This window comes from Pigmentiphaga litoralis, from assembly GCF_048632615.1.
Taxonomy (GTDB): domain Bacteria; phylum Pseudomonadota; class Gammaproteobacteria; order Burkholderiales; family Burkholderiaceae_B; genus Pigmentiphaga; species Pigmentiphaga litoralis_B.
In genome coordinates, this window is sequence record NZ_CP184479.1 from 5,250,679 (window position 1) to 5,275,851 (window position 25,173).

General features: G+C 63.4%; 24 protein-coding genes, 2 tRNA genes and 1 pseudogene. 24 read left to right on the plus strand and 3 right to left on the minus strand.

Features of this window, described 5'->3' with window-relative positions; translation table 11 throughout:
- The first annotated feature begins 87 nt into the window (after nt 1–87).
- From ACNANG_RS24260 to ACNANG_RS24290, 7 genes are all read left to right on the plus strand, one after another.
- A complete protein-coding gene (locus tag ACNANG_RS24260) occupies nt 88–1,287 on the plus strand; it encodes an FAD-dependent oxidoreductase (protein WP_420225166.1) in 1,200 nt (399 codons plus the stop codon).
- A gap of 43 nt (nt 1,288–1,330) precedes the next feature.
- The gene (locus ACNANG_RS24265) at nt 1,331–1,876 is read left to right on the plus strand and encodes a VOC family protein (RefSeq protein ID WP_420225167.1); all 546 of its coding nucleotides are present in this window, start codon (nt 1,331–1,333) and stop codon (nt 1,874–1,876) included.
- 43 nt (nt 1,877–1,919) lie between these two features.
- Entirely contained in the window at nt 1,920–2,900 is a 981-nt protein-coding gene (locus ACNANG_RS24270) for an ABC transporter substrate-binding protein (RefSeq protein ID WP_420225168.1), read from the plus strand.
- Between the two features lie 13 nt (nt 2,901–2,913).
- Nucleotides 2,914–3,756, plus strand: coding sequence for an ABC transporter ATP-binding protein (locus tag ACNANG_RS24275; protein ID WP_420225169.1), 843 nt, complete (start codon nt 2,914–2,916; stop codon nt 3,754–3,756).
- Complete coding sequence (locus tag ACNANG_RS24280) at nt 3,753–4,526, plus strand: ABC transporter permease (RefSeq protein WP_420225171.1); 774 nt, start codon at nt 3,753–3,755, stop codon at nt 4,524–4,526. The genes ACNANG_RS24275 and ACNANG_RS24280 overlap by 4 nt, the downstream gene beginning before the upstream one ends.
- Nucleotides 4,527–4,553: 27 nt before the next feature.
- A complete protein-coding gene (gene hpxZ / locus ACNANG_RS24285; RefSeq protein WP_420225172.1) occupies nt 4,554–4,946 on the plus strand; it encodes an oxalurate catabolism protein HpxZ in 393 nt (130 codons plus the stop codon).
- A 71-nt stretch (nt 4,947–5,017) separates the two neighbouring features.
- Nucleotides 5,018–5,365 carry a RidA family protein gene (locus ACNANG_RS24290; RefSeq protein ID WP_420225173.1) on the plus strand — a complete coding sequence of 116 codons (348 nt, stop codon included), beginning with the start codon at nt 5,018–5,020 and terminating at the stop codon, nt 5,363–5,365.
- A gap of 80 nt (nt 5,366–5,445) precedes the next feature.
- Here ACNANG_RS24290 and ACNANG_RS24295 read toward each other — a convergent pair whose 3' ends face one another.
- Nucleotides 5,446–6,303, minus strand: coding sequence for a zinc-dependent peptidase (locus ACNANG_RS24295; protein WP_420225174.1), 858 nt, complete (start codon nt 6,301–6,303; stop codon nt 5,446–5,448).
- Between the two features lie 107 nt (nt 6,304–6,410).
- Here ACNANG_RS24295 and ACNANG_RS24300 point away from each other — a divergent pair.
- Nucleotides 6,411–8,605: pseudogene (locus tag ACNANG_RS24300) on the plus strand (RelA/SpoT family protein).
- Nucleotides 8,606–8,650: 45 nt separating this feature from the next.
- On the opposite strand, the gene prpD reads toward ACNANG_RS24300, so the two are convergent.
- Nucleotides 8,651–10,111 carry a 2-methylcitrate dehydratase gene (gene prpD, locus ACNANG_RS24305; protein ID WP_420225176.1) on the minus strand — a complete coding sequence of 487 codons (1,461 nt, stop codon included), beginning with the start codon at nt 10,109–10,111 and terminating at the stop codon, nt 8,651–8,653.
- A gap of 58 nt (nt 10,112–10,169) precedes the next feature.
- A complete protein-coding gene (locus ACNANG_RS24310) occupies nt 10,170–11,150 on the minus strand; it encodes a Bug family tripartite tricarboxylate transporter substrate binding protein (protein ID WP_420225177.1) in 981 nt (326 codons plus the stop codon).
- A gap of 128 nt (nt 11,151–11,278) precedes the next feature.
- Between ACNANG_RS24310 and ACNANG_RS24315 the strand changes: the two genes are divergently transcribed.
- The 16 genes from ACNANG_RS24315 (at nt 11,279) to ACNANG_RS24390 (ending at nt 25,142) form a co-directional block, all read left to right on the plus strand.
- Nucleotides 11,279–12,247 (plus strand): LysR substrate-binding domain-containing protein, encoded by a 969-nt coding sequence (locus ACNANG_RS24315; protein WP_420225178.1) that lies wholly within the window; start codon nt 11,279–11,281, stop codon nt 12,245–12,247.
- Between the two features lie 58 nt (nt 12,248–12,305).
- A tRNA-Val gene (locus tag ACNANG_RS24320) sits at nt 12,306–12,382 on the plus strand.
- 436 nt (nt 12,383–12,818) lie between these two features.
- Nucleotides 12,819–14,768, plus strand: a complete 1,950-nt coding sequence (gene thrS, locus ACNANG_RS24325) for a threonine--tRNA ligase (RefSeq protein ID WP_420225179.1) — start codon at nt 12,819–12,821, stop codon at nt 14,766–14,768.
- Nucleotides 14,769–14,855: 87 nt separating this feature from the next.
- Nucleotides 14,856–15,425 (plus strand): translation initiation factor IF-3, encoded by a 570-nt coding sequence (gene infC / locus ACNANG_RS24330; RefSeq protein WP_420227650.1) that lies wholly within the window; start codon nt 14,856–14,858, stop codon nt 15,423–15,425.
- A gap of 260 nt (nt 15,426–15,685) precedes the next feature.
- Nucleotides 15,686–15,883, plus strand: coding sequence for a 50S ribosomal protein L35 (gene rpmI / locus ACNANG_RS24335; protein WP_420225181.1), 198 nt, complete (start codon nt 15,686–15,688; stop codon nt 15,881–15,883).
- 30 nt (nt 15,884–15,913) lie between these two features.
- Nucleotides 15,914–16,273 (plus strand): 50S ribosomal protein L20, encoded by a 360-nt coding sequence (gene rplT, locus ACNANG_RS24340; RefSeq protein WP_179587526.1) that lies wholly within the window; start codon nt 15,914–15,916, stop codon nt 16,271–16,273.
- Nucleotides 16,274–16,447: 174 nt separating this feature from the next.
- The gene (gene pheS, locus ACNANG_RS24345; protein ID WP_420225182.1) at nt 16,448–17,467 is read left to right on the plus strand and encodes a phenylalanine--tRNA ligase subunit alpha; all 1,020 of its coding nucleotides are present in this window, start codon (nt 16,448–16,450) and stop codon (nt 17,465–17,467) included.
- 18 nt (nt 17,468–17,485) lie between these two features.
- Complete coding sequence (pheT, locus tag ACNANG_RS24350; RefSeq protein WP_420225183.1) at nt 17,486–19,897, plus strand: phenylalanine--tRNA ligase subunit beta; 2,412 nt, start codon at nt 17,486–17,488, stop codon at nt 19,895–19,897.
- A 22-nt stretch (nt 19,898–19,919) separates the two neighbouring features.
- On the plus strand, nt 19,920–20,312 hold the full coding sequence (locus ACNANG_RS24355) for an integration host factor subunit alpha (RefSeq protein ID WP_420225184.1): 393 nt from the start codon (nt 19,920–19,922) through the stop codon (nt 20,310–20,312).
- Between the two features lie 8 nt (nt 20,313–20,320).
- A complete protein-coding gene (locus tag ACNANG_RS24360; protein WP_420225185.1) occupies nt 20,321–20,710 on the plus strand; it encodes a MerR family transcriptional regulator in 390 nt (129 codons plus the stop codon).
- Nucleotides 20,711–20,740: 30 nt separating this feature from the next.
- Nucleotides 20,741–20,817: transfer RNA gene (locus tag ACNANG_RS24365), tRNA-Pro, on the plus strand.
- A 316-nt stretch (nt 20,818–21,133) separates the two neighbouring features.
- Nucleotides 21,134–21,331, plus strand: coding sequence for a hypothetical protein (locus ACNANG_RS24370; RefSeq protein WP_420225186.1), 198 nt, complete (start codon nt 21,134–21,136; stop codon nt 21,329–21,331).
- A gap of 279 nt (nt 21,332–21,610) precedes the next feature.
- The gene (locus ACNANG_RS24375) at nt 21,611–22,264 is read left to right on the plus strand and encodes an RcnB family protein (protein ID WP_420225187.1); all 654 of its coding nucleotides are present in this window, start codon (nt 21,611–21,613) and stop codon (nt 22,262–22,264) included.
- A 373-nt stretch (nt 22,265–22,637) separates the two neighbouring features.
- Nucleotides 22,638–22,901 carry a hypothetical protein gene (locus ACNANG_RS24380; protein ID WP_420225188.1) on the plus strand — a complete coding sequence of 88 codons (264 nt, stop codon included), beginning with the start codon at nt 22,638–22,640 and terminating at the stop codon, nt 22,899–22,901.
- A gap of 318 nt (nt 22,902–23,219) precedes the next feature.
- Entirely contained in the window at nt 23,220–23,630 is a 411-nt protein-coding gene (locus ACNANG_RS24385) for an RcnB family protein (RefSeq protein WP_420225189.1), read from the plus strand.
- Between the two features lie 171 nt (nt 23,631–23,801).
- Entirely contained in the window at nt 23,802–25,142 is a 1,341-nt protein-coding gene (locus ACNANG_RS24390; RefSeq protein ID WP_420225190.1) for an amidase, read from the plus strand.
- The last annotated feature ends 31 nt before the right edge of the window (nt 25,143–25,173 follow it).

A 25,173-nucleotide genomic window follows, 5' to 3' on the forward strand; every position in this document is an offset into this window, starting at 1 on the left:
ATGGCACCGTTTTTGCCTATTGATGGGCGGGCATGCCGCGCCGCGCAAGCGCCGTGTCCGCCTGAGTCGTCAAGGAATCCCTGAAGCATGAAAATCGCAATTATTGGCGCTGGCGTCGCGGGCTGCATCCTGGCTCGTTCCCTGGCTGACATCCCCGGCGTCCAGACGGTCTGCCTTGAACGGGTCCTGCAAGACGATCATTCCGAATCGGGCACTGGCCTGAATATCGGTCCCAACGCGGTCAAGGCCCTGCGCCTGACCGAACCCGCGTTGGCCGATGCCATCGCTCGCGCCAGCTTTGCCTGGAAGACCTGGCGCGTGTCCTTGACCGACGGCACCGTGCTGTTCGATTTGCCGCTGGACCAGGTGGCCGATTGCGACGGCGTTCGCATCCGCTGGTCCGAGCTCTACAGTGTGCTGCGCCGGGAAGCCGCCGGCGTCATTCAGTATGGCTGCGAGATCCAATCGATCGCCCGCGATCCGCATGCCGCCGGCAAGACCGCGGTGCACTACACCCATCATGGTGAGCCGCGGGTCCTTGACGACATCGACCTGCTGATCGCCGCGGACGGCCGCTATTCACAAACCCGCGCCACGTTTTCCGGCACGCCGCCGGTGCGCCAGCTGGGCGTGTCCATCTTCCGCCTGTTGGTGCCTGATACCAGCGCGGGGTTGATCGACGACTACGAACAATGGTTCAACGGACCCAACCGCTTGCTGTCGTTCCGCGTGCCGTCTGCCCACATCTATATCGCCGGGACCTTTCCGATACCCGCCGACGAATCGGTGCCCGACGCCTGCAAGACCGCCGACTTCCTGCGTGCCGCCTATACGCCTGAAGGCGGCTTGCCGAGCGGGCAGGCCGCCTGGCTGATCGACACGGTGTGCGCCCATACGGATGCGCTGCACTGGGCGCGCATGCAGGAATCCGACATGCGCTTTGCCGAACCCGATGTGCAGGTCATGTACTTGGGGGATGCCGCCCACGGCATGGTGCCGACCCTGGGGCAGGGCGCCACGCAAGCCATCGAAGACGCCTGCTGCGCGGTGCATCTGCTGCGCGCCGGCATCGCTGCCGGCACGCCGCCGCGCGATTGGCTGGACCAGTTGGACGCCGCACGCCGCGACCGCGTCCGCTTCACCATGCAGCTGTCCTTCGATGCCAGCGACACCATGCTTGAGGGCGCCGATCCGGTGGCAGGCACGCTGAAGAAAACCGGGCCGCAGTTCATGGGTGACCTGACGCGTCTGTATCGCGACGTCTCCCTGCCGGGTATCGGCGCATGAACGCCCGCCCGCATCCCCTGCATTGCAAACGGAGCACGCCGCAATGACTGCATCCCCGACGACACGGGCGGCGGCCGCGCCTGGCGCCGCCATCCTTGGCCTTTTCCACATTGCCATCAAGACCTCGAATCTGGAAGCCACCCGCGCATTCTGGTGCAAGGTCCTGGGCCTGAAAGAGATCGCGCGCCCTGATTTCGGCTACCCGGGCGCCTGGCTTGCATGCCCGCAACCGGGCGGCCAGGCCATCATCCATGTCTATGCCGGCGGCCCGGCGCTGGGCCCTGAAGGCATCGCGCCCCAGGGCACAGCGGCCATCGATCACCTGTCGGTCGCCTGTCTGGGCTTTCATGCCTACGTGGCGCGCTTCAAAGCCGCCGGCCTGGCCTGGCGTGAATTCATCGTGCCTGGCACCACGCTGTGGCAGCTGTTCGTGTACGACCCCAGCGGCGTGCAGATCGAATTGACCTTCGAAGGCAGCATCGAAGGCGGCGTGGCCATCGGTCCCGATGGCACGGCCGGCGAACTGCCTTTGCCCGACATGTCGCCCGGCCGCGGCTACGTGGCCGGCGCCTCTTTTTCGACCCCCTGAAGTATCCCGACTTGCTCACTCTCTTGAACTGAAGGATGTTGTCATGAAGCTTCGTCATGGTTTTACCGCCGCCGTCGGGACTGCCGCCGTGTTGATCGCCGGGCTCTTTGCCGCGCCCGCCAGCGCAGCCGACAAGGTCAAGGTCGGGGTCTTCCCGTCCAGCTCGGCCCTGCCGTATTTCGTTGCCCTGCATCGCGGCTACTTCAAGGACGTGGGCATTGACGTCGAGACCGTGCCCCTGGCCAATCATCCCCTGATCGTGCAATCGATGGTTGCCGGCACCATCGACATCGCATCGAACCTGGTCACGCTTGAGGGCGCGAACATCAACGCGCGCCGCCCCAATACGCTCAGCTACATCGCACTGAACGGCCAGAACGCCCAGTACATCACCGAGCAGTTCGTGGTGAAGACGTCCAGTACCGCCAAGTCGCTCAAAGACCTGAAGGGCACGAAGCTGTTCTCGGCGCCCGGTCCGGCGAACATCGGCAGCGCGCGCGCCGTGCTCAAGGCCATTGGCCTGGAAGAGAACAAGGACTACACGATTCAGGAACAGCAACTGAGCGTGCATCTGGGCGCCTTGCAGGGCGGCCAGTTCGATGGCGGCTACACGCTGGAACCCATTGCCAGCAACATCATTGCGCAAGGGGTTGGAAGGCGGCTGGAGGCGGGCGTGATTTCGACGCACCTGCTAGGCAGCAAAGACGCGCTGGCCTTTGCCGCCGGCGCGGCCATCTCCGGCAAGCTCCTGGCCGACAACCCCGATCTGGCCAAGCGCTTTGCGTCGGCCTGGGCCAAGGGCGCCAAGGATGCGAACACCGATCCCAAGGTGCGTGACTACCTGGCGCAGGACATGAACACGCCCGCCGCGCTGGCGCCCACCGTGCCGCTGGCCAAGATCGTCATGGTCGCCGACCTGTCACCCGCCGATCTCACGTCCTTCCAGAAGTTCGTCGACATCGGGGTGAGCCTGGGTGTCGTGAAAGACAAGATCGACACCGCCACGTTCATCAAGAAATTCTGATCCAGGGTCCCCCATGCGCGCAGCACATCTCCAGGCCGTCGCCTCTGGCCCCGGCGCGGCCCCGGCCAGCGTGCCCGCGGGCCACCGCTGGTTTCCGGCAGGCACCCACATTACCGTGCGGGGCCTGACCAAGCGGTTCGAAGGCGGCACGCTGTATGAAAACTTCGATCTCGACATTCCGAAGGGCAAGATCATTTCGATCTTCGGCCCGAACGGCTGCGGCAAGAGCACCCTCATCAACATGATGTCGGGGATCATGCCGTACGACAGCGGCCAGATCCTGTTCGAGGGCAAGGAAGTGCGCGAAAGCCGCATCGGCTACGTCTTCCAGAACTACCGCGAAGCTGTGTTCCCATGGCTGCGCGCCCGCGACAACATCCGGTATCCGCTCCAGTTCCTTGGGCTGAGCAGGGCGGAATGCGATGCGCGCGTGGAAAGCCTGTTGGCCAGCTTCGACGTCAAGCTCGATCTGAACCGTTACCCGTACGAAATGTCGGGCGGACAACAGCAGCTGGTGTCGATCATGCGGGCACTGGTGGTCGATCCGGAGGTGCTGTTTCTTGACGAGCCGTTCTCGGCGCTCGACTACGAAATGACGCTGTTCCTGCGTGATCGGCTGCAGAAGGTCCTGACCGAGCGGCAGACGACCACGCTGCTGGTGTCGCACGACCTGGACGAGGCCGTATGCCTGGCCGACATCGTGCTGTTGCTCACGAAGCGGCCGACCCACGTGAGCGAGATCGTGCCATTCGATGCGCCCCGGCCGCGCACGGTGGACACGACCGTGACGCCGGAGTTTGTCCGGGTCAAGAGCCATTGCCTGGAAGTCTTCCAACGCGAGGTACGCAAGCCATGATCACGCACCTGTCGCGCCGCTGGGCGCCGCGCCTGCAACCGCTGGTGGGCGCCTTGCTCATCATCTTCCTGTGGTGGTTCGCGCATGAGGTCAAGCTGGTGGACCCGGTGCTGCTGCCGTCGCCCGGCCAATCTCTTGAGGCGTTCTGGAAGGGACTGACCCAGGGCACCCTGTGGGGCGACTTCTACAAGACCATCGTGCGGACCTTTGCGTCGTTCATCATCGCCACGGTCATTGCGGTCCCGCTTGGGATCTTGCTCGGATCGTCCGAACGCGTCTATCGTTCGCTCGAATTTGCGATCGACTTTTTCCGCTCGACACCGGCGTCGGCCATGTTCCCCTTGTTCCTGGTGCTGTTCGGCGTGGGCGAGGCAACCAAGATCGCGGTTGCGGCATTCGGCGCCGGCCTGGGCATTCTGTTCAACGTGTCGTATGGTGTGATGAACGCACGCAAGCAGCGTCAGCTCGCGGCCAAGGTGATGGGCGCGTCGGCGGTAAAGGTGCTGCGCGACGTGACCCTGTGGGAATCGCTGCCGCAGACGTTTGTCGGCATGCGGTCGGGCGTCTCGCTGGCGCTGGTGATCGTGATCGTGGCCGAAATGTTCATCGGTTCCACCGACGGCTTGGGCCAGCGCATCATGAATGCGCAAATGGTGTTCGACATGCCCGAAATGTATGCCGCGATCTTTGCCGCGGGCGCGCTCGGTTACGTGCTCAATCTGCTGTTCCTGGTGGCCGAACGCCGTTTCGTGCACTGGGGCGGCAAGTAAAACCTTCTCAATCTTCAGGCGTTTTCCATGTCCCCAGAAATCAACCATCCCGAAACCCTGGCCGAAGTCGAAGCCGTGTTTGCCGAGTACGAACAGGCGCTGGTCACCAATGACGTCGAGGTGCTCGACCGCCTGTTCTGGAATTCGCCGCACACGCTGCGCTACGGGGCGGGCGAAAACCTGTACGGCTTCCAGGCCATCCAGGACTTCCGTAACGCCCGTCCGTCGGTCGGCCTGTCGCGCACCATCTCGGCCAGGTCGGTCACGACCTTTGGCCGCGACTTTGCCGTGGCCAATGTCGAATTTACGCGTGAATCGACCCCGCGCATCGGCCGGCAGACGCAGACCTGGGTGCGGATGGACGAAGGCTGGCGCGTGGTGGCGGCGCATGTGAGCCTGATGGATGCGCCCAAGGCCTAGGGTCGAGGCGGCGCGCGGCCGCTGCTAAACTCGCTGCCGCGTTTCCCTTTCCCTCACGTTCAAGGAATTCCATGAGTCTCAAGCGCTTCCACACCGGCAAACGGATGTCTGAAATGGTTGTTCACGGCAACGTTGCCTACCTGGCGGGCCAGGTTGCGGGTGACCCGTCGCAAGATGTCGCCGGTCAGACCACCCAAGTGCTGGCCGCCATCGACGCCTTGCTGGCCGAAGCGGGTACCGACAAGACCAAGATCATCCGCGCCGAGATCTTCCTGGCCGACATCGCGACCTTCAGCCAGATGAATGGCGTGTGGGACACCTGGGTGCCGGCCGGCAATACGCCTGCCCGCGCCACCGTCGAAGCCAAGCTGGCCGCGCCGGAATACAAGGTCGAGATCGTCATCACCGCGGCGATCTGATGCGATAGGCGGACGTCCCGTGGGCCGGACCTGCAGGTTCGGTCTTGCCGGTTCGGTCCTGCCCGTTCGGTCCTGCTGGTTCAACCGGCCAGCGGGTCCTGCCGGTAATAAGCCGCCAGCAGCGCGTACCAGTCCGGGTATGCCGCGGCCAGCGGCGCCGGCTGGACAAAGAACGCTTCCGAACTTACCGCGAAGAACTCGGCGATATCGGTGGCAGCGTACGGGTCCATCGGCAGTTGCCCATACCATGCGTTGGCGTCTTCCGACTCGGGGTCCACATCGTCCGGAATCGCGGCTTCGATGGCGTCCAGCTGGTCATTGAACGCCTCATAACTTGCCGTTATCACCTGTCGCCAGCGGCGTGGTTGCAGATCGGGATGGGCGTCGAGCGCGGGCATGCCATCGGGCTCGCCATCGATCAGGTCGAGCTTGTGCGCGAACTCGTGCACCACCACATTGAAGGCATGGCCCGGGCCATCTTCGTCGTTCAGGTCGGCCTCGCGCGGCGCGGCGTCTTCCCACGACAGGACGACGGGGCCCCCGTCCCAGGCCTCGCCCGCGGCCTCTTGCACGTACTCGTGGACCACGCCGTCTTCATCCATTTCCTCTCGCGGGATCAGGAAACCGGCCGGGTAGACGATGATTTCGTTCCAGCCGTGGTAGAGCAGGGGATCGAGCTTCAGGATGGGCAGGCAGGCCTGAACGGCGATCGACAGGCAGATCGCATCATTCAGCACGAAGCCGCCGGCGCCGGTCATCGATTTGCTGGCCAGGAACCAGGCGCAACGGCTTTTCAGCTCGTCCATTTCGGATTGGCTCAACCGGGCCAGAAACCCATGCCCGCGGACCGTTTGGGTCCATAATTCGGGTGTAATGCGCGCCTGTACCTGAGCCACCTGCGTCGTTGACGCACCGCGGCCAAAAATCCATCCCAACATAGTGTGTGGTTCCCGGGTCTGAAGGCAGTGGTCGCACCCTTGCAACCCTGCGCGATGTAAAGTGTATGACGATGAGCGATACCACCCTTCAAGCCTCCTCCGCTGCCATGTCCCACTTCGGGGACACGTGGAATCATGTCGCCAACGACGGCCTGTCGTTCGACGCGCAGGAAGAACTGCGACAGGCACTGGCGTGGGCCTTGCCCCGCTTCGAGCGCGACGGCGTGGTGGGTGAAGAGTCCCTGGCCGGCCATGCGGCCGGCGTGGTTGCGATTCTGTCCGGCTTGCAGGTGGACGTGCACACCCGCATGGCCGCCATCCTGGCCACCGCGGTCGGCAATCGCGAAGTCAACGCCAATCCCGGCAAGGACCCGGTCACGCTGCGCTTCGGCGCCGAAATCGGCCGGCTGGTGCACGGCTATCGCGCCTTGATCCGGCTGGGGCAGGTCACCCGCGACGCCAGCGATTCGTCCGCCGGCAGCGGCGCGCAATCCGAAATGCTGCGCAAGATGCTGCTTGCCATGGCGGCCGACCTGCGCATCGTGCTGATGCGCCTGGCGTCCCGGCTGCAGACCCTGCGCTGGCATGCCCAAAGCAAAGTGCCGCTTCAAGAGTCGGTCGCGCGTGAGACGCTGGAACTGTACGCCCCCTTGGCCAACCGCCTGGGCATCTGGCAGATCAAGTGGGAGATGGAAGACCTGGCCTTTCGTTTCCTGGAACCGGTCCGCTACAAGGAAATCGCCCGGCTGCTGGAAGAAAAGCGGGTCGAACGCGAGCTGTTCATCAACCGGGCGGTCATGCGCGTGTCGACCGCGCTGACTTCCGCGGGTATTGCCGGCGAGGTGACCGGCCGGCCCAAGCACATCTACAGCATCTGGAACAAGATGCGCAACAAGCGCATGGATTTCTCGAGCCTGTTCGATCTGCGGGCGCTGCGCATCATCGTCGATGACATCCGCACCTGCTACACGGCGCTCAGCCTGGTCCACAACCTGTGGACCCCGGTGCCCAACGAATTCGATGACTACATCTCGCGGCCCAAGCCCAACGGCTACCGGTCCTTGCATACGGTCGTGTACGACGACGACGGCCGGCCGTTCGAAGTGCAGATCCGGACCGAAGAGATGCACCAGTTCGCCGAGTTCGGGATGGCGGCGCACTGGCGCTACAAGGAAGCCGGCGCCAAGGGGGCAGCGTCAGCGCCGATTCGGAATACGACCGCAAGCTGGCCTGGATCCGGCAGCTGCTGGCGTGGAAGACCGACGTCCAGGTCGACGAGACGCTGGGCGCGACCGCGCTCGACCAGCTGGACGACAACATCTACGTGCTGACGCCGCAGGCCCGCGTGATCGAACTGCCGTCAGGCGCAACGCCGGTCGACTTCGCCTATCAGGTGCATACCGACCTGGGCCATCGCTGCCGTGGCGCGCGTGTCGATGGCGTCATGGTGCCGCTCAACACCCGCCTGATCACCGGCCAGACGGTCGAGGTGATCACGACCAAATCGGGCGGCCCGTCGCGTGACTGGCTGAACCCGCAGCTGGCCTATCTGGCCAGCCAGCGGTCGCGCGCCAAGGTGCGCGCGTGGTTCAACGCCATCGACATCCAGCAGCGGATCGCGCAGGGCCAGACCATGCTCGACAAGGAGCTGCAACGCCTTGGAAAGACCGCGACCAATCTCGAGCAGCTGGCCCAGCAGCTTGGTTTTGCCTGCGCCGACGACTTGTATGTGGCCATCGCCAAAGACGAGTTCGGCCTGCGCCAGGTCGCCGCCGCGTTCGAGACGCCTGCCGTCGAACCCGAGATCGAATTGGCGGCGCTCAACCGGCCCAGCCTGTCCGAAAGCCCGGGCCATGCCGGCAAGAGTGGCGTGCTGGTGGTGGGCGTCGACTCGCTCATGACCCAGCTGGCCAAGTGCTGCCGCCCCGCGCCGCCCGATCTGATTTCCGGCTTCGTCACGCGCGGCCGCGGTGTGTCCATCCACCGCCGCGACTGCAAAAGCTTTCTGGCCCTGGCCGAGCGCGAACGCGAACGTATCATCGACGTGACCTGGGGTGACACCCGCGACGCCGTCTACCCGGTGGACATCATCGTCATGGCCGCCGACCGCCACGGGCTGCTGCGCGACATTTCCGAAGTCTTTGCCCGCCAGCGCATCAACGTGATCGGCGTGAACACCCAAAGCCGGCAATTGCAGGCGCGAATGGTGTTCACGGCCGAAGTCGGTAATGCCGAGCACCTGAACAAGGCGCTGGCGGGGATCCGGGACGTGGCGGGGGTGGTCGAGGTGTCGCGGCGCTAGGGCGCGCGTTAGTGCTGGCGTCCCGCAGCACGGCGCGCGTATGGCTCAACCCGCCGGTCCTTGCGAGTCGGCGGCCAGCCCGTCCAGCCAGTCTTCGATCCTGATGGAGGCCATGCCGGCTTGGCGGCTTAGTGTCGCCAGCACCTGTTCACGCTTTTGCGCCGGCCAATGATTCGCTGTCAGGCCGGCAAATTTGTCCAGCAGACGCGGCAGGCACTCGGCCCGCCGCGACGGGTCTCCGACGGGATACAGGGTCTCGATCCGGTCCGAGGTGTCGCCCGAGTGCAGCACGATCTGGACGGCATTGGCGCAGCTCAGCACGGCCGGGTCGTGGTGGCCGGCGGTGTAGGCGGGGTCTTCGATCACTTCCATCCTGTCGCGCAGCCCATCGATTCTCGGATCGCTGGCGCTGTCGTCGCTGTAATCCTCGCTGGCGACTGCCCCTTTCAGCAGGGCCATCGCAACGATGTACTGAAGAGAATGGTCGCGCGCGGCCCGCGTCGCAAGCGGGCCCGTCTTGTTGATCCGGCGCAAGACTTCGTCGTGCGTGAAAATGCGGATCCTGGCGATCTCATCGATGCGCCCCGCGAGCCATGGCCGCAGCAACACCGCGCTTTCGAGCGCGGTGCTGGCATTGCGTTGGCAAGGCGACAGCTTGAAGATCACGCGGTCCAGGATGCCGTGGCCCAGCGGTTGAGCCAGCGCGACCGGACGCCCGCCCAAATAGACCGCTTCGAAGCCCCAGGTCGGGGCCGACAGCGGTTGCGGATAGCCCATCTCACCCTGCAAGGTGCGCAGGGCAAGCCAGATTGCCCGGGCGCAGGCGTCGCCCGCCGCCCAGCCCTTGCGCGTGCCGGCATTGGGCGTATGCCGGTAGGCATTCATTGCCTGGCCATCCAGAAACGCGTTGCTCAATGCACGCCGGACCGCATGGCGATCGCCGCCCAGCAGGTGGGTGGACACCGCCGTGGAGGCGATCTTGACCCCGATGACGTGATCCAGCGCCACGGATGGATGGTCGAAGCGGTTGGCCTGGGCAAGGCGGCCCTGGATTTCGTAGGCCTTGATCATTGCATCCTGCACGTCGCGCAGCGTCAGGCCGGGCCGCCCCTGACGTTGCCGCGATCGGCTGGCGTAACAGGCCGCCGCAAGGATGGCGCCCAGATTGTCCGACGGATGGCCGCCGACCACGCTCGTGTCGCTGAAGTCCAGCCACCGTATCGCGGTACCGATGTCGAAGGCCGCGGTCACAGGATCGAGGCGCCACGCCGTCCCGGGCACCGGCACGTTTTCCCAACCGGGGGGCGAGGAAAACAGCGGGGTGAGCATCCGCATGCAATCGGGGTCGCCAAGGGCGCCCATCGCACAGCCCAGCGCATCGATCAGACACAGCCGGGTGGTGTCCAGCGTGGCGCCGGGCCAGTCGACATCCTTCACGACGAAGTCGGCAATGGCGTCCAGCACGGCTTCGCTTTCCCACTGGGCGGGCGCAGCACGGTCCGTCATCATTCGATCCTGGCGTTCGCGAGCTTGGCGATCCGGCCCCACTTGGTGCTCTCCGAGTTCAGGTAGGCCGCAAAGGCCTCGCGGGTGGTGGGCGACGGTTCCGCGCCTTGCGCAGTGAGCTTGGTTCGCACGGTATCGGATGCCAAGGTCTCGCGCATGGCCGCGCTGAGCTTGTCGAGCACGGCCACGGGGTGCCCGCTGGCGCCATCAGGCCGTTCCAGTTCAAGGCTTCGAAATTCGGCAGGCCGGCGCTGGCGATTGTGGGCACGTCCGGCAACGAGGGTGCGCGATTCAGGCTGGTCACGCCGATGGCTTTGAGGGTGCCATTCTTGATGTAGGGCAGGGCGGCCGGCACACTGCTGAAGTACATGTCGACCTGCCCGGCAGCGACGGCGAGCAGCGCCGGGCCGCCGCCCTTGTAGGGCACGTGCAGCCATGCGGCGCCCAGTTCGGTCTTGAGCCATTCCGCCGCCAGGTGCGTCGAACTGCCGTTGCCGGCCGACCCATACGTCAATCCTTTCAGTTCACCCTTGGATTTCGAGACGAATTGCGCAAGCGTGTCGGCCGGAAACGCCGCCTTGACCACCAGCACATTCGGGAAAACGGTTGCCAGCCCCACGGGCGCCAGATCTTTCACGGCGTCGTACGGCATCTTTGCGTAGAGATGCGGATTGATGGCGACTGGCGCAACGTTGGCCCACAGCAGGGTATAGCCATCGGGCTTGCTCTTCGCCACGGCATCGGTGCCGATGTTGCCACCCGCGCCAGCCTTGTTTTCCACGACAATGCTCTGCCCAAGGCGCTCGCTCATGTGCTGGGCGGTGATACGCGCGGTGAGATCCGTGCTGCCGCCAGGCTCGAACGGGACGATCAATCGGATGGGACGGGCAGGGTAGGCGTCGGCGGCGTGCGCCAAAGATCCCGACAAGGCGGTGGCGCTTACCATCGCGGCCAGGGCCGTCGGGATGGTCAGGTCGCCGAGTGCGTTCAGCCCCTTGCAGGCGTGGATGCCGGCGCGGCAAAGCAGGTGGACGATCATGGCGGTCTCCGGAATGATAATGGGGTGGCCTGGCTCTGCTTTTCGGTGGCCAGTTGGGCTGATTCTAGGTACACGAGCCGCAGGGCTCCAGCGAATAGATTTCCCGGTTGATGTGAGGAAAAGGAACGATGCGCCGCCTGCCGCCGTTGAATAGCTTGAAGACCTTCGAGGCGGCGGCGCGTCTGGGCGGCGTGGTGCCGGCCGCGGACGAGTTGTGTGTGTCGCACGGGGCGGTCAGCAAGCAATTGGCCAATCTGGAAAGCTGGATGGGCGTAGCGCTGTTCGACCGGCGCGCGCGCCGGCTGGTGCTGACCGCTGCGGGACGGGACCTGCTGGAGGCCGTCAGTCCAGCGCTTGACCGGGTGGCCGAGGCGATCGCGCGCATCACGCCCACGCCACAGCCTGAAGCCGTGCAACTGGTCGTGAGCGCGCCACCGACCCTGACCTTGCATTGGCTGGTCCCGCGGCTCACGAACTTTCTGCGGCTGCATCCTGACATCGGCATCCGGCTCAACAATCGCCGCGAACAGAATGGGGCATGGCCAGCGGGTGTGGATGTCGTGATCCGCCGCGGCGCCAGCCCCCTTGGGCACCGGCAGCAGTTGCCATTCATGCGCGAGTCGATCACCCCGATGTGTTCGCCTGCGATCGCCGGCCGCTTCACGAACCTGGCCCCGCCGGACCGCCAAGGCGGCCTGGGCAAGGATGCGCTGTCGGCGCTGGCCGCCCAGACATGGCTCACCGCCGACATGAGACCAGATGACTGGGGCCAATGGCAGACCTACGCGCGGGCGGCCGCGCCAGCTCCCGCAGCTTGCGTCAGCTTCGATCACACCTATCTGGCGCTGGAAGCGGCGCTCGATGGCCTGGGCGTGGCCATGGCGCCCCGCTACCTGATGGAAGACGAACTGGCGTCCGGGCGGCTGGTGGCGCCATTTCCGCAGGCGCTGGCTCCGTCCGATCCTTACGTCATCGTTTACGAAAACCATCGTGACGGCGATCCTGCCATTGCCGCTTTTGCCGCGTGGTTGCTGGGCGAAGGGTCGATGCACGAAGCCCGCGTGGCGGGCACCGACGCATTTATTGAATTCTCCTAGCGTCAGCGCTTTGACAAGCCGATATTTAATAGGTTATAGTTTCATTCGTTGCTGCTGCAGGCGGTTAGCTCAGTTGGTTAGAGCGCTTCGTTGACATCGAAGAGGTCGCTGGTTCGAATCCAGTACTGCCTACCAGTTAATTCATTCAAGCTTGGCAATCAGGAAGTTTTGTCATCAGAATTGCACGCGGTTGATTTATGCGCGCGTCATTCTGATAAACGCCCTGATGAAGGCCCTGATAAACGCCCAGGCTTGAATCTCCAGAGAACGTCCACAGATGTTCTCGGAACCGGCGGTTACTTTATGCCGGTCTCTCAGGAAATGCCGGAACATGTGTTCTGTCTTTAGCAAACAGTCTGAAGTGCGCGATGCACGAACTACTCGCAGAGAAATCGCCGCCTAGTCGCGCTGGTTTTTCTGAGGGCTGTTGTTGTTTGTCCCGATCGCTTCGGGGTCCTTGCAGAATCGGAAATGAAACGCGGCCATGGCCGCTTTTTTCGTCCATCGATCTGGCAGGTCTGCGCCGCATCCCCTTGCTGTCCCACTACCGCTTTCTCTTTCGAGGTTTGTCATGATTCAGGTAACGCTGCCCGACGGCTCCCAGCGTGAATTTCCCGGTCCGGTGACCGTGGGCGAAGTGGCTGCGTCGATTGGCGCCGGCTTGGCCAAGGCTGCGCTGGCGGGGCGGGTCACGCTCGACGACGGTGAGTCGCGCCTGGTCGATACCAGCTTCACCATTGATCGTGACGCCAAGCTGGCGATCGTGACCGGCAAGGATGCCGACGGGCTCGATACCATCCGGCACTCGACGGCGCACCTGCTTGCCTATGCTGTCAAGTCGTTGTTCCCGTCGGCCCAGGTCACCATCGGCCCGGTCATCGACAATGGCTTCTACTACGACTTTTCGTATTCGCGCCCGTTCACGCCGGAAGACCTGGCGGCCATCGAAGCCAAGATGGCGGAGCTGGCCAAGAAAGACGAGCCGGTCACCCGCGAAGAATGGAAGCGCGACGACGCGGTGGCCTTCTTCAATTCGATCGGCGAAAAGTACAAGGCCGAGATCATCTCGTCGATTCCGGCCGACCAGAACATCACGCTGTATCGCGAAGGCGACTTTATCGACTTGTGCCGCGGCCCGCACGTGCCCAACACCGGCAAGCTGAAGGTCTTCAAGTTGATGAAGGTGGCCGGCGCCTACTGGCGTGGCGACAGCAAGAACGAAATGCTGCAGCGTATCTACGGCACGGCCTGGGCCAGGAAGGAAGAGCAGGACCAGTACCTGCACCAGCTCGAAGAAGCCGAAAAGCGCGATCACCGCCGTCTGGGCCGCGAACTGGATCTGTTCCACTTCCAGGAAGAGGCGCCCGGCCTGATCTTCTGGCATCCCAAAGGCTGGACGATCTGGCAGAACGTCGAGCAATACATGCGCAGCGTGTATCGCGACAACGGCTACCAGGAAGTCAAGGCGCCGCAGATCCTGGATCGTTCGCTATGGGAAAAGACCGGCCACTGGGATAACTACCGTGACAACATGTTCACGACGGAATCCGAAAATCGGTATTACGCGCTGAAGCCCATGAACTGCCCGGGCCACGTGCAGATTTTCAAGTCCAATCTGCATTCATACCGCGACCTGCCGCTGCGCTATGGCGAATTCGGCCAGTGCCACCGCAATGAGCCGTCGGGTTCGCTGCACGGCATGATGCGGGTGCGCGGCTTTACGCAAGACGACGGCCACATCTTCTGTACCGACGACCAGATCCTGGACGAGTGCGTGGCGTTCACGTCGCTGCTGCAGAGCGTGTACCGCGATTTCGGCTTTGGCGAGATCCTGTACAAGGTGGCCACGCGGCCCGAAAACCGGATCGGTTCCGACGAAAGTTGGGACAAGGCCGAGCACGCGCTGATCGAAAGCCTGCGCCGTTCGGGCTGCGAGTTCGACATCACGCCCGGAGAGGGCGCGTTCTACGGTCCCAAGATCGAGTACACGCTCAAAGACGCGATTGGCCGCCACTGGCAGTGCGGCACGATCCAGGTCGACTTTTCGATGCCGGGCCGTCTCGGCGCCGAATATGTCGACCAGAACGACCAGCGTCTGGTCCCGGTCATGCTGCACCGTGCGATCCTGGGGTCGTTCGAGCGCTTCATCGGCATGCTCATCGAGCATTACTCGGGCGCCATGCCGCCGTGGCTCGCGCCGACCCAGGCGGTGGTGGTCAACATTTCGGCATCGTCTGCCGACTATGCCAAAAGTGTCGCCGACAACCTGAAAAAGCAGGGGTTCCGCGTGATTTCGGATTTGCGCGGCGAGAAGATCACCTATAAAATCCGTGAGCACAGTCTGCAAAAAATTCCTTATATCCTCGTGGTAGGCGACAAGGAAGCGCAGGCTGCTTCAGTGGCTGTGCGCGCCCGGGGTGGCGTCGATCTGGGTGTCATGCCTGTCGATGCCTTCGCATCCCGGCTCGCAACCGACGTCTCCGACCGCCGCAATCTGGACCTGCCCGCCGTTCCGAAATAACTCGGACCCGGCCGGCCCCAGGTCCCCACGGCGGGGTGGCAGCGTCGAGCACGCGCCGACGCTGCACTCGCGCCGCATGGTCACTCAATCCAATTAGGAGTTTCAAACATCGCAACCGACAAGCCGAATCGCATCAATGGTGAAATCAACGTACCAGAGGTGCGCCTGATAGGAGTCGACGGCGAAGCGCTTGGCATCGTCAAGATCGCTGAAGCAGTCAGGCTGTCCGAGCAAGCCGACGTCGACCTGGTAGAAATTGCCCCCACCGCGCAGCCTCCGGTCTGCCGCCTGATGGACTTCGGCAAATTCAAGTACCAGGAGCAGAAGCGTCAGCACGAAGCCAAGCTCAAGCAAAAGATCATCCAGGTCAAGGAAGTCAAATTCCGTCCGGGTACCGACGAAGGCGATTACCAGGTCAAGCTGCGTAACCTGAAGCGGTTCCTCGAAGAAGGCGACAAGGCCAAGGTCACGCTGCGCTTTCGCGGCCGTGAAATGGCCCACCAGGAACTCGGCATGCGGGTGTTGGAACGGGTTCGCGATGACCTGACGGATACGGCCATCGTCGAAGCCATGCCCAAGCTGGAAGGTCGGCAGATGGTCATGGTGTTGTCTCCAAAGAAAAAGGTCGTGCCCGCGGGCAAGCCTTCCGCCGAATAACGCGGTATACTCTTTGGCTGCCCGCAAATGCTTTTACGTAATTTCGGGTAAAACCACGCGTTCCGGGCGCTTTCAAATCCACAGCGTAAGGCTGTTGAAACCACCTGAACAGTTGCCTTGGCAATTGCGTCAGGCGTTTTCGCCTTACCTGCGGTGCGTTTCCGGACAGTGGTCAAAACAAGTGAATGCGGGTCATCAAGTGCCTCACCGTTTGTTGGTGGGTCCACCCGTGAGCATGTAAACAACAGGAAAGTCTCACCGTGCCTAAGATGAAATCGAAGAAAAGCGCTTCCAAGCGCTTTGTCGTCCGCCCAGGCGGTTCGATCAAGCGGGGTCAGGCGTTCAAGCGCCACATCCTGACCAAGAAAACGACCAAGACCAAGCGCCAGTTGCGTGGTTCCGCCGAGGTGGCCAAGTCCGACGTGAAGTCCATCCGGGCAATGTTGCCGTACGCATAACCCCTCAGCCGCTTAGATTGGAGTTTTTATATGCCTAGAGTCAAACGTGGGGTAACCGCAAGGGCCCGTCACAAGAAAGTCATCGACCTTGCCAAGGGCTACCGTGGCCGTCGTGGCAATGTGTTCCGTATCGCCAAGCAAGCCGTCATGCGTGCTGGCCAGTATGCGTACCGTGACCGTCGCGCCAAGAAGCGCACGTTCCGCGCACTGTGGATCACGCGTATCAACGCCGCCGTGCGTGAGCACGGCGTGACCTACAGCGTGTTCATCGCTGGCCTGAAAAAGGCGTCGATCGACCTCGATCGCAAGGTCCTGGCCGACCTGGCTGTGCACGACAAGGCTGGTTTTGCCGCCATCGTGACGCAAGTCAAGAACGCCCTGGCCGCCTAAGGTCGATTCCGCCGGCGCGTCGCCCCGCGGCGATTCCGCCGGCGATCTGAACCAGGCAGTGCGCGTTCATGCGCGCACGCTACCCGAACGGGGCTTCTCTGGAAGCCCCGTTTGCGTTTCCGCCACCGCGCCGTCGTACTCGCGCCTTCCTTTCCCTATTTGAACGAAACCGCCATGTCCCAGAATCTGGACGACCTGATACGCCAAGCCGGCGAGGCGTTTGCCGCCGCGGCCGACCCCACTGCGCTGGAAAACGAAAAGGCCCGCTTTCTGGGCAAGCAGGGGGCGCTGACCGCGTTGCTGAAGGGCATGGCCTCGCTTTCGCCCGAAGAAAAACGCAGCGAAGGCGCCCGGATAAACGTCGCAAAGACGTCCATCGAGACCCTGCTGAACGCTCGCCGCCAGGCGCTGGCGGACGCCAAGCTGGCCGCGCGTCTTGCCGAAGAAACGATCGACGTGACCTTGCCGGGTCGTGGCCGGGGCACGGGCGGCATCCACCCGGTGATCCGCACCTGGGAACGGGTCGAGGCGATTTTCCGGTCGATTGGTTTCGACGTGGCCGACGGCCCGGAAATCGAAAACGACTGGACCAACTTCACCGCCCTGAACAACCCGGAAAACCATCCGGCGCGTTCCATGCAGGACACCTTCTACGTCGACATGAAGGACGAGAAGGGCTTGCCGCTTCTGCTGCGCACGCACACCAGCCCGATGCAGGTGCGTTACGCGCGGATGAACAAGCCGCCCATCAAGGTGATCGCTCCGGGCAAAACCTACCGCGTCGACAGCGACGCGACGCATTCGCCCATGTTCCACCAGGTCGAAGGCCTGTGGATTGCCGAAGACATTTCGTTTGCGGATCTGAAGGGCGTCTACACCGACTTCCTGCGCGCGTTCTTTGAAACGGACGACCTGGTGCTGCGTTTCCGTCCTTCGTTCTTCCCGTTCACCGAACCGTCGGCCGAAATCGACATGATGTTCACGACCGGCCCCAACAAGGGACGTTGGCTGGAGATCTCCGGCTCGGGTCAGGTGCACCCGTCGGTGGTGCGCAATTTCGGGCTCGATCCCGAACGGTATATCGGGTTTGCGTTCGGCTCCGGCCTGGAGCGCCTGACCATGTTGCGCTATGGGGTCAATGACCTGCGCCAGTTCTTCGAAGGCGATCTGCGCTTTCTGAAGCAGTTCAACTGAACGAAGGTATACGCTGCTATGCAATTCCCAGAATCCTGGCTGCGGTCGCTGACCGACCCGGCCCTGTCCACCGCCGATCTCGCGCATACGCTGACGATGGCAGGCCTGGAAGTCGAAGATTTGGCACCCGTCGCGCCGCCGTTTTCGGGCGTGATCGTGGCCCATGTCACGCATCTTGAACCCCATCCCAACGCCGACAAGCTGCGGGTCTGCACCGTCGATACCGGCGCCGCCGCGCCGCTGCAGATCGTGTGCGGCGCGCCCAACGTCGCCCAGGGCATGAAGGTGGCGCTGGCGACCGTGGGCGCCACGCTGCCGGGCGGCATCACCATCGGGGTCGCCAAGATGCGCGGCGTGGAATCGGCGGGCATGTTGTGCTCGGCGCGCGAACTGGGCCTGTCGCAAGACCACGCCGGTCTGATCGATCTGGGTGCCGATGCGCCGATCGGACAGTCCGTGCGGGACTGGCTGGGCCTGGACGACACCTTGATCACCCTGAAGCTGACCCCGAACAAGGCGGACTGCCTGTCCATCCTGGGCGTTGCGCGCGAAGTCTCGGCCCTGACCGATACACCGCTGAAGCGCCCGACCTGGACGCCCGTGCCGGTCACGCTGGACGAGCGCCTGCCGGTACGTATTAGCGCGCCGGACCTGTGCGGCCGCTTTGCCGGACGCGTCATCCGCAACGTGCGCGCCGATGCGCCCACGCCGGACTACATCAAGCAGCGGCTGGAGCGGGCCGGGCAGCGCTCGATCTCGGCGTTGGTGGACATCTCCAACTATGTGATGCTGGAGATGGGCCGCCCGTCGCATGTGTTCGACCTGGACAAGGTGCGCGGCGGTCTGGACGTCCGCTGGGGCAAGCCGGGCGAAACCCTGCTGCTGCTGAACGGGCAGACGGTGGCGCTGGATGAAACCGTTGGCGTGGTGGCCGATGACAGCGGCGTGGAAAGTCTTGCAGGCATCATGGGCGGCGAGTCCACGTCCGTCAGTCTTGCGACCACCAATATCTTTGTCGAAGCCGCATTCTGGTTCCCGGACGCGATCGCAGGCCGCGCGCGCAAATTCAATTTCAGTTCGGACGCCAGCTTCCGCTTCGAGCGCGGCGTGGACTTCGAACACATCACCGAAGAACTGGAATACCTGACGCGCCTGATCGTGGACGTGTGCGGTGGCGACGTCGGTCCGATCGACCAGCAGACCGTGGCCTTGCCGGACCGCAAGCCCGTGCGCCTGCGTGTCGCACGCTGCCACAAGGTGCTGGGTGTGCAGGTTCCCGACGACGAGATCGCCGCGATCTTTACGCGCCTGGGCCTGGAATTCGTGCGCGAAGAGGGCGCGTTTGTCGTCACGCCGCCATCGTTCCGGTTTGACATCGAGATCGAGGAAGACCTGATCGAAGAGATCGCCCGCGTCTACGGCTTCGAGCGCATCCCCGACGTGCCGCCGATGGCGCGCGCCGAAGTGCGTGCCTTGCCGGAAAACCGCCGGTCGTTCCATGACCTGCGCCATCGCATGGCCGACCTGGACTACCAGGAAGTAGTCAATTTCAGCTTCGTCGAAGCCGACTGGGAAACCGACTACGCCGGCAACGCCGACCCGATCCGGCTCCTCAACCCGATCGCCAGCCAGCTGTCGGTCATGCGCAGCAGCCTGATCGGCGGCCTGGTCGCCAATGCGCAATACAACCTGAACCGCAAGATGGCGCGTGTGCGGGTGTTCGAACTGGGCCGGGTGTTCTGGCGCGATGCGTCGGTGCAGGCGGGTGACCTGACGGTTGCCGGCGTGTGCCAGCCCATGCGCCTGAGCGGCCTGGCTTATGGTCCGGCGGTCGAAGAACAGTGGGGCGTGCCCACGCGCCAGACCGATTTCTTTGACGTGAAGGCGGATGTCGAAGCCTTGCTGGCGGGCGCATCCCATCAGGCTGTCCGGTTCGAGCCCGCGTCGCACCCGGCGCTGCATCCTGGCCGCAGCGCCCGCATTCTGCTGGATGGCAAGCAGGCCGGCTGGATCGGCGAACTGCACCCGCAGTGGGCGCACAAGGCCGAACTGCCGCACGCGCCAGTCGTGTTCGAACTCGACGCCGAAGCCGTCTCGGCCCGCCCGTTGCCCGACCTGGCCGAGATCTCACGTCAGCCGGTCGTCACGCGCGACCTGGCCCTGTGGGTAGATGAGTCCGTCCTGGCGCAGCAACTGCTCGACACGATCGCGGCAACCTGCGCCGCCGAGCCCGAATTGGCGGTCGTGAAAGATGCACGCATTTTCGATGTTTGGCGAGATAAGTCCTTGTCAACAAAGGAAAAAAGCCTTGCCTTCCGATTCCGCCTGCAGGATACTGCCGTGACCCTGGATGACGCGCGCGTCGAAGGTTGTCTCACACGTATCCGCGACGCATTGGGTGCCGCGCATGGTGCGAGACTTCGGGTCTAACCTGCGTTCCGAATCCTTGCCTATGCATTCTCTTGCTTCCGACGTGTTTGATCCCAACGAAGACTTCGACGCGCCTACGGGCGCCGTCGCAGTCGCCGACGATTCCCGCACACTGACCAAAGCCGAACTTGCCGACCTCCTGTTCGAGCGGGTCGGCCTCAACAAACGCGAAGCCAAAGACATGGTGGAGACGTTCTTTGAGGAAATTCGCGACGCGCTCGAGCGGGGCGACATGGTCAAGCTGTCCGGCTTCGGCAACTTCCAGGTCCGGAACAAGCCGCAGCGTCCTGGACGCAATCCCAAGACAGGCGAAGCCATTCCCATTGCGGCGCGCCGCGTCGTTACGTTCCACGCCAGCCAGAAGCTGAAAAGCATGGTTGAGCAAGTCGCTCTGCGCGAGCAGAGCCAGTCCTGAGAGGTACTATGGCGCGTATTGAAACGCCGGTCGTTCTCCCTCCCATCCCTGCAAAGCGATACTTCACCATCGGTGAGGTAAGCGACCTGTGCGGCGTCAAGCCGCACGTGCTGCGCTACTGGGAGCAGGAGTTCACGCAACTCAAACCCATCAAACGTCGCGGCAACCGCCGCTACTATCAGCATCACGAAGTGCTGTTGATCCGTCGCATCCGCGAACTGCTGTACGAAGAAGGCTTTACGATCAGCGGCGCCCGCAATCGCCTGGACGACTCGCGCGCGAACGAGCGCGAAGAAGAACCCGTCGAGGTGACCTATGCGATTGCCGAAGGCGATTTGCTCGCGATTCGTGCGGAACTGGCAGATATTTCGCAAATGCTCGGCAGCGCATTGAAGTAATCAAAAATCCTGCTATAATCTTTTTCTGTTCGGAGCGTAGCGCAGCCTGGTAGCGCACTTGCATGGGGTGCAAGGGGTCGCGAGTTCGAATCCCGCCGTTCCGACCATTTATTCTGCAGTATCTGCTGTTCGCAGTGAAAGAAACCCGCCGGTTATTGCTGGCGGGTTTTTTGTTTTGCTGGCGTTTTTTGTTTTACTCGCGGGTTTTTTGTTTTGGCTTTTATACCGCGCAGGGGGTCTACGCAGCGGATCATGGTCTTAGCCACGCCGTTGCGGAATAACCATAGTGGTCAAGGAAAACCCAAGGCCGTCAAAACTGACGAACGCAGTCGTCGGTGAATCAAACCGGGCCGATCACAGATGTGATTAACAAGGTCATAATCTCTCGGTAAGTTGGCAAGCACAGCACAGGGGTCACATCACGTGGAAAACAGACAACTCAACGCGCTTCGCAACTGGGCAGCGGCATCACACCAGTATTTCGAAGCGTTCAGCAAAGCCCGGGAAGCCGGGTTCAATGCCGAATCGTGCTCCGCTTATCGTGAGGCGGCCAGGCAGGTCGACGATGCGAAACAGGAACTGGACGCCATCGTGGCGCTGCTGGAGCAGCATGCATCCTGAAAGGGTGTGCACAGCCGTGGCCTGAGGTGGTTTGCCTGAGCTGGGTTTGTCTGAGGTGAGTTTGCTTGATCTGGTGCGACCAGTCTCACCTGGACATGGGGTGACGCCTGATCAGCAGAATGAAAGCTATGTGTGCAGACTGTTGTAGCTGTTAGCGATGCGTTTCAAGGTAGTGGTTTTGGGCTCCGCGGTTACACGCTACGTGCGCGGGCGCCGGTCAAGGCGTGTAATGACTTGGCGATGCATGAGCTTATAACGACACCCCAGAAGGAGTACGGCATGAAACGCATACTACTCAGTACCTTGGTCGGGATGGCCTGCCTGTCGGGCGCGTCGTCCGTCATGGCGCAGTCGGCAACCTCGCCCGACGGCATGGCGCCGCCACCGCCGCCGATGGGCGCCCCCGGAGACCGTGTCCGTCCGCCCGCACCTCCGCCCGCCAGCACGTCGGGCATGATGAAGCCGCCGCCAAAGCCGCGCGCGGATCGCAACGACATGCGCGGCAGCGAGATGCAGCGGCCGCAGGACCAGGGTCCCCGCGGCAACCGTCCGCCGCCTCCGCCTCGTCCAGGCATGGAACCGGGCATGCAGCCCGGTATGCAGCAGGGCTCGCAACCGGGTATGCGGGGTGGCATGCAGCCAGGCATGGGCGGCCCCGGACGTGATGGCATGACCCGTCCCGGCATGGGCGCTGACGGCCGTGCGGGCGCTGCGCCAATGACGGGGTCCAACACCGGGATGGTGCCGCCGCGCTGGAACAAGGGCGACCAATTGCCGATGGACTATCGCGGCAACCAGTACGTGATCGATGACTGGAAGAGCTTCAAGCTGTCGGCGCCGCCTCGCGGCCATCGGTGGGTGGGCGTGGGTGCCGACTTCTATCTGGTCAACACCTCTAACGGACGCATCCAAGACATGATGGCCGGGCGTTGAACTGACCCGTCGCTTCGACGCTAGCGAAAGTCGCTGACGCCGAAAGCCGTAAAGGCCGCTGGCCTGCAACGCGACCAGCGGTTTCTTCATTTCGGACACGCGTTCAACAGACGCGAACCTGCGCGAAGCAGGACGTATCGCGCAACAACACCGTGCAACACGTAACGACCTTGTCACTGCCCGCAGGGGCCAGCGGGCTTTCTCGCAGGGCCCTTTGGCCCGGCAAGCGGGCGATCGGCGGCTATCAATGGCTGCCGCAGGTGACATAGATTGGTCATTGTTGGATACGTGCGGTGACTTGTGCCAGTCCCGCCGCGGCCGAATAATCATTGCTCGTTTCAACGAATTCTATTTTTCGCACAAGGAGCACGTGATGGGCGCAGAGGCAACGGCAGGAAAGGCCAAGGACGCAGTATCGGCAGGTGCAGATTCCGTCGAAGGTGCGATCAACGACGTGGCCAGCAAGGCGACGGAAGTGACCCGCAAGGCGAAAGAGACCGCATCGGAACTGATCGACGAACACCGTGACGCAGTGGCCGAAGCACTGCAAAGCGCGACCGAAACCATTCGCGCGCGTCCGATCACGTCGGTCGCCGTGGTGGCAGCAGTCGCGTACCTGTGGGGCAAGCTGTCGTAATCGGCAGGTGACGTGACGGTCAAGGAGTACCACGCAGGCCCATGGGTCTGGCAGCGCGGCTCCGAACACCGTCAAGCCGTATCGAAGAAGCCGTGCCGGGCTACGCCGGGCGCGGCTTTTTTGCGTGCGCTGATTTCTGCTAATTCTCTCCACAGGTGTAATCCGCGGGTTTCAACCTGGCGGTTTCAGGGGCTCTGGTTACATGCGACGCGCCATCGCACGTTGGCTGATGTGTAATCGGGGTGCTCGACCGCAGGACGTGAGGCGTGCCGATGGCACGGCCCGCGATCCGGCGGTCCTTTCCCTAGGAGGGGTCTCATGAAACACCGCATCATTAGCAGCTTGCTGGCCAGCACCTTGCTGGTGGCTTCGGTTGGCGTATCGGCGCAGGGCCGCGGAAATGGCCCGGATCATCGCGGTGGGCCGCCGCATGGACATGCCCATGGTCATGACAAGGGGCCGAAGGGGCATCCAGGGCCCCGCGGCGGCCCGCCCGACCGGGACTGGAATGGCCGGCATGCCGATTACCGTGGCCCGGCTCCGCGCCATTGGAATCGCGGCGACCGGCTGCCTTATGACTATCGGACGCGTCAGTATTACGTAAACGACTGGCGCGCTCACCGCCTGCCTCCGCCACAGCGCGGCCAGCAATGGGTGGCGGTCGGTGCCGACTACTTTTTGATCGGCGTGGCGACAGGAGTGATCGCGGCGACCATCTTCGGCCGATAACAACGCGCGGCCGGTGCCCAAGGCGCGGCGTCGAAAGACGCCGCGCTTTTTGTGCGGGGTGTCGTGGCCAATCTAGTCCGGACAAACTCGCTCAGAAACCTTTTCCGCACCTGGGACGCCTGCTATCGTGAGTATTCGCCTTAGTCGAACCTATCCAGGAGCATCGGTTTTATGAGCCAGGACCTATCCCCGAGCCTTGTTTCGTTTCAAGCCGCCACGGAGCAATTCCGCGCTGGCACGGACAGCCCGCGCGACTTTCTTGAGCGCGCCATTGACCGGCTGACGGCCGCCGAGCCGACCCTGCAGGCATTTGCCGCCCTGGCGATACCCAGAGCGCGGATCGTGGCGGACGCGGCGTCGTTGCGGTGGAAGGAGGGGAGGCCGGCGTCCCGGATCGACGGCATGCCGATCGGCATCAAGGACGTGATCGAGACCTTCGATATGCCGATGGGCCTGGGATCGCCTACGGTCAATGGATTCCAGCCGACGCGCGACGCCGCCGTGGTGCATGCGCTGCGCGAGTCGGGCGCGGCGATCGTGGGCAAGACAAAGACGACCGAGTACGCGGGCAGTTACGCCACCGACACCCGCAACCCGCATGATCCGACGCGAACGTCCGGCGGATCGAGCGCCGGGTCGGCCAGCGCCGTGGGCGCGGGTATTTTGCCGGTGGCGCTGGGCACGCAGGTGATCGGATCCACGTTGCGGCCCGCTAGCTTTTGCGGAGCGTTCGGTTTCAAGCCGACGCTGGGTGCGATCAATCGTGGGGGCAGTCATGACTTCCAGAGTCACAGCTGCATTGGTGTGATCGGTGCAAGCCTGGCGGACATCTGGTTCACGACGCACGAGATGGTGCAGCGGGCGGGTGGCGATCCGGGGGCCATGGGCCTGATCGGCAAGGCCGAATTGGCGGAGCCCACTCGGCCGGGCACGCTGATTTTGCTGCAGACGCCGGGATGGGACGACGCAACGGCGCGTGCCAAGGAGCAGTTGCTTGCCACGGTGTCGGCGCTCAGCGCGGCCGGCGTACAGATCCTGACACGGGACAACCACGAGGGTGTGGCAAAGTTCGAGACGGCCTTGCTTGAGGTGATGGACCTGGCATTGGATATCGTGGGCTATGAGTCGCGGTGGCCGCTCAAAAGCGTCGCTTACCGGGATCGCGATGGATTGAGCCCGTCGGTGCTGAGCCGGATCAAGTTGTCTGACGAATTGGGCCTGGACGGCTATCGGGCGCTGCTGGCACGGCGCGCGGCCATGCGGGACGCTTTCGAGTCGCTGGCGCGCGAGGCCGATGCCTTCATCACGCTGGGGGCAACGGGTGCCGCGCCCAAGGGTATTCAGTGGACGGGCAATCCTATGTTCAACGTGCCGGCGTCGGTGCTGGGCGCGCCGGCGTTGTCACTGCCGGTGTACCAGGACGAGGGCATGCCGCTGGGATTGCAGCTGATGGGTGCTCAGCACACCGATGAAAAGCTGTTCGGCATCGCGAACTACGTGATGGCGCGTTGAAGGAAGGCGACGGAACGATGACATAGCCGGC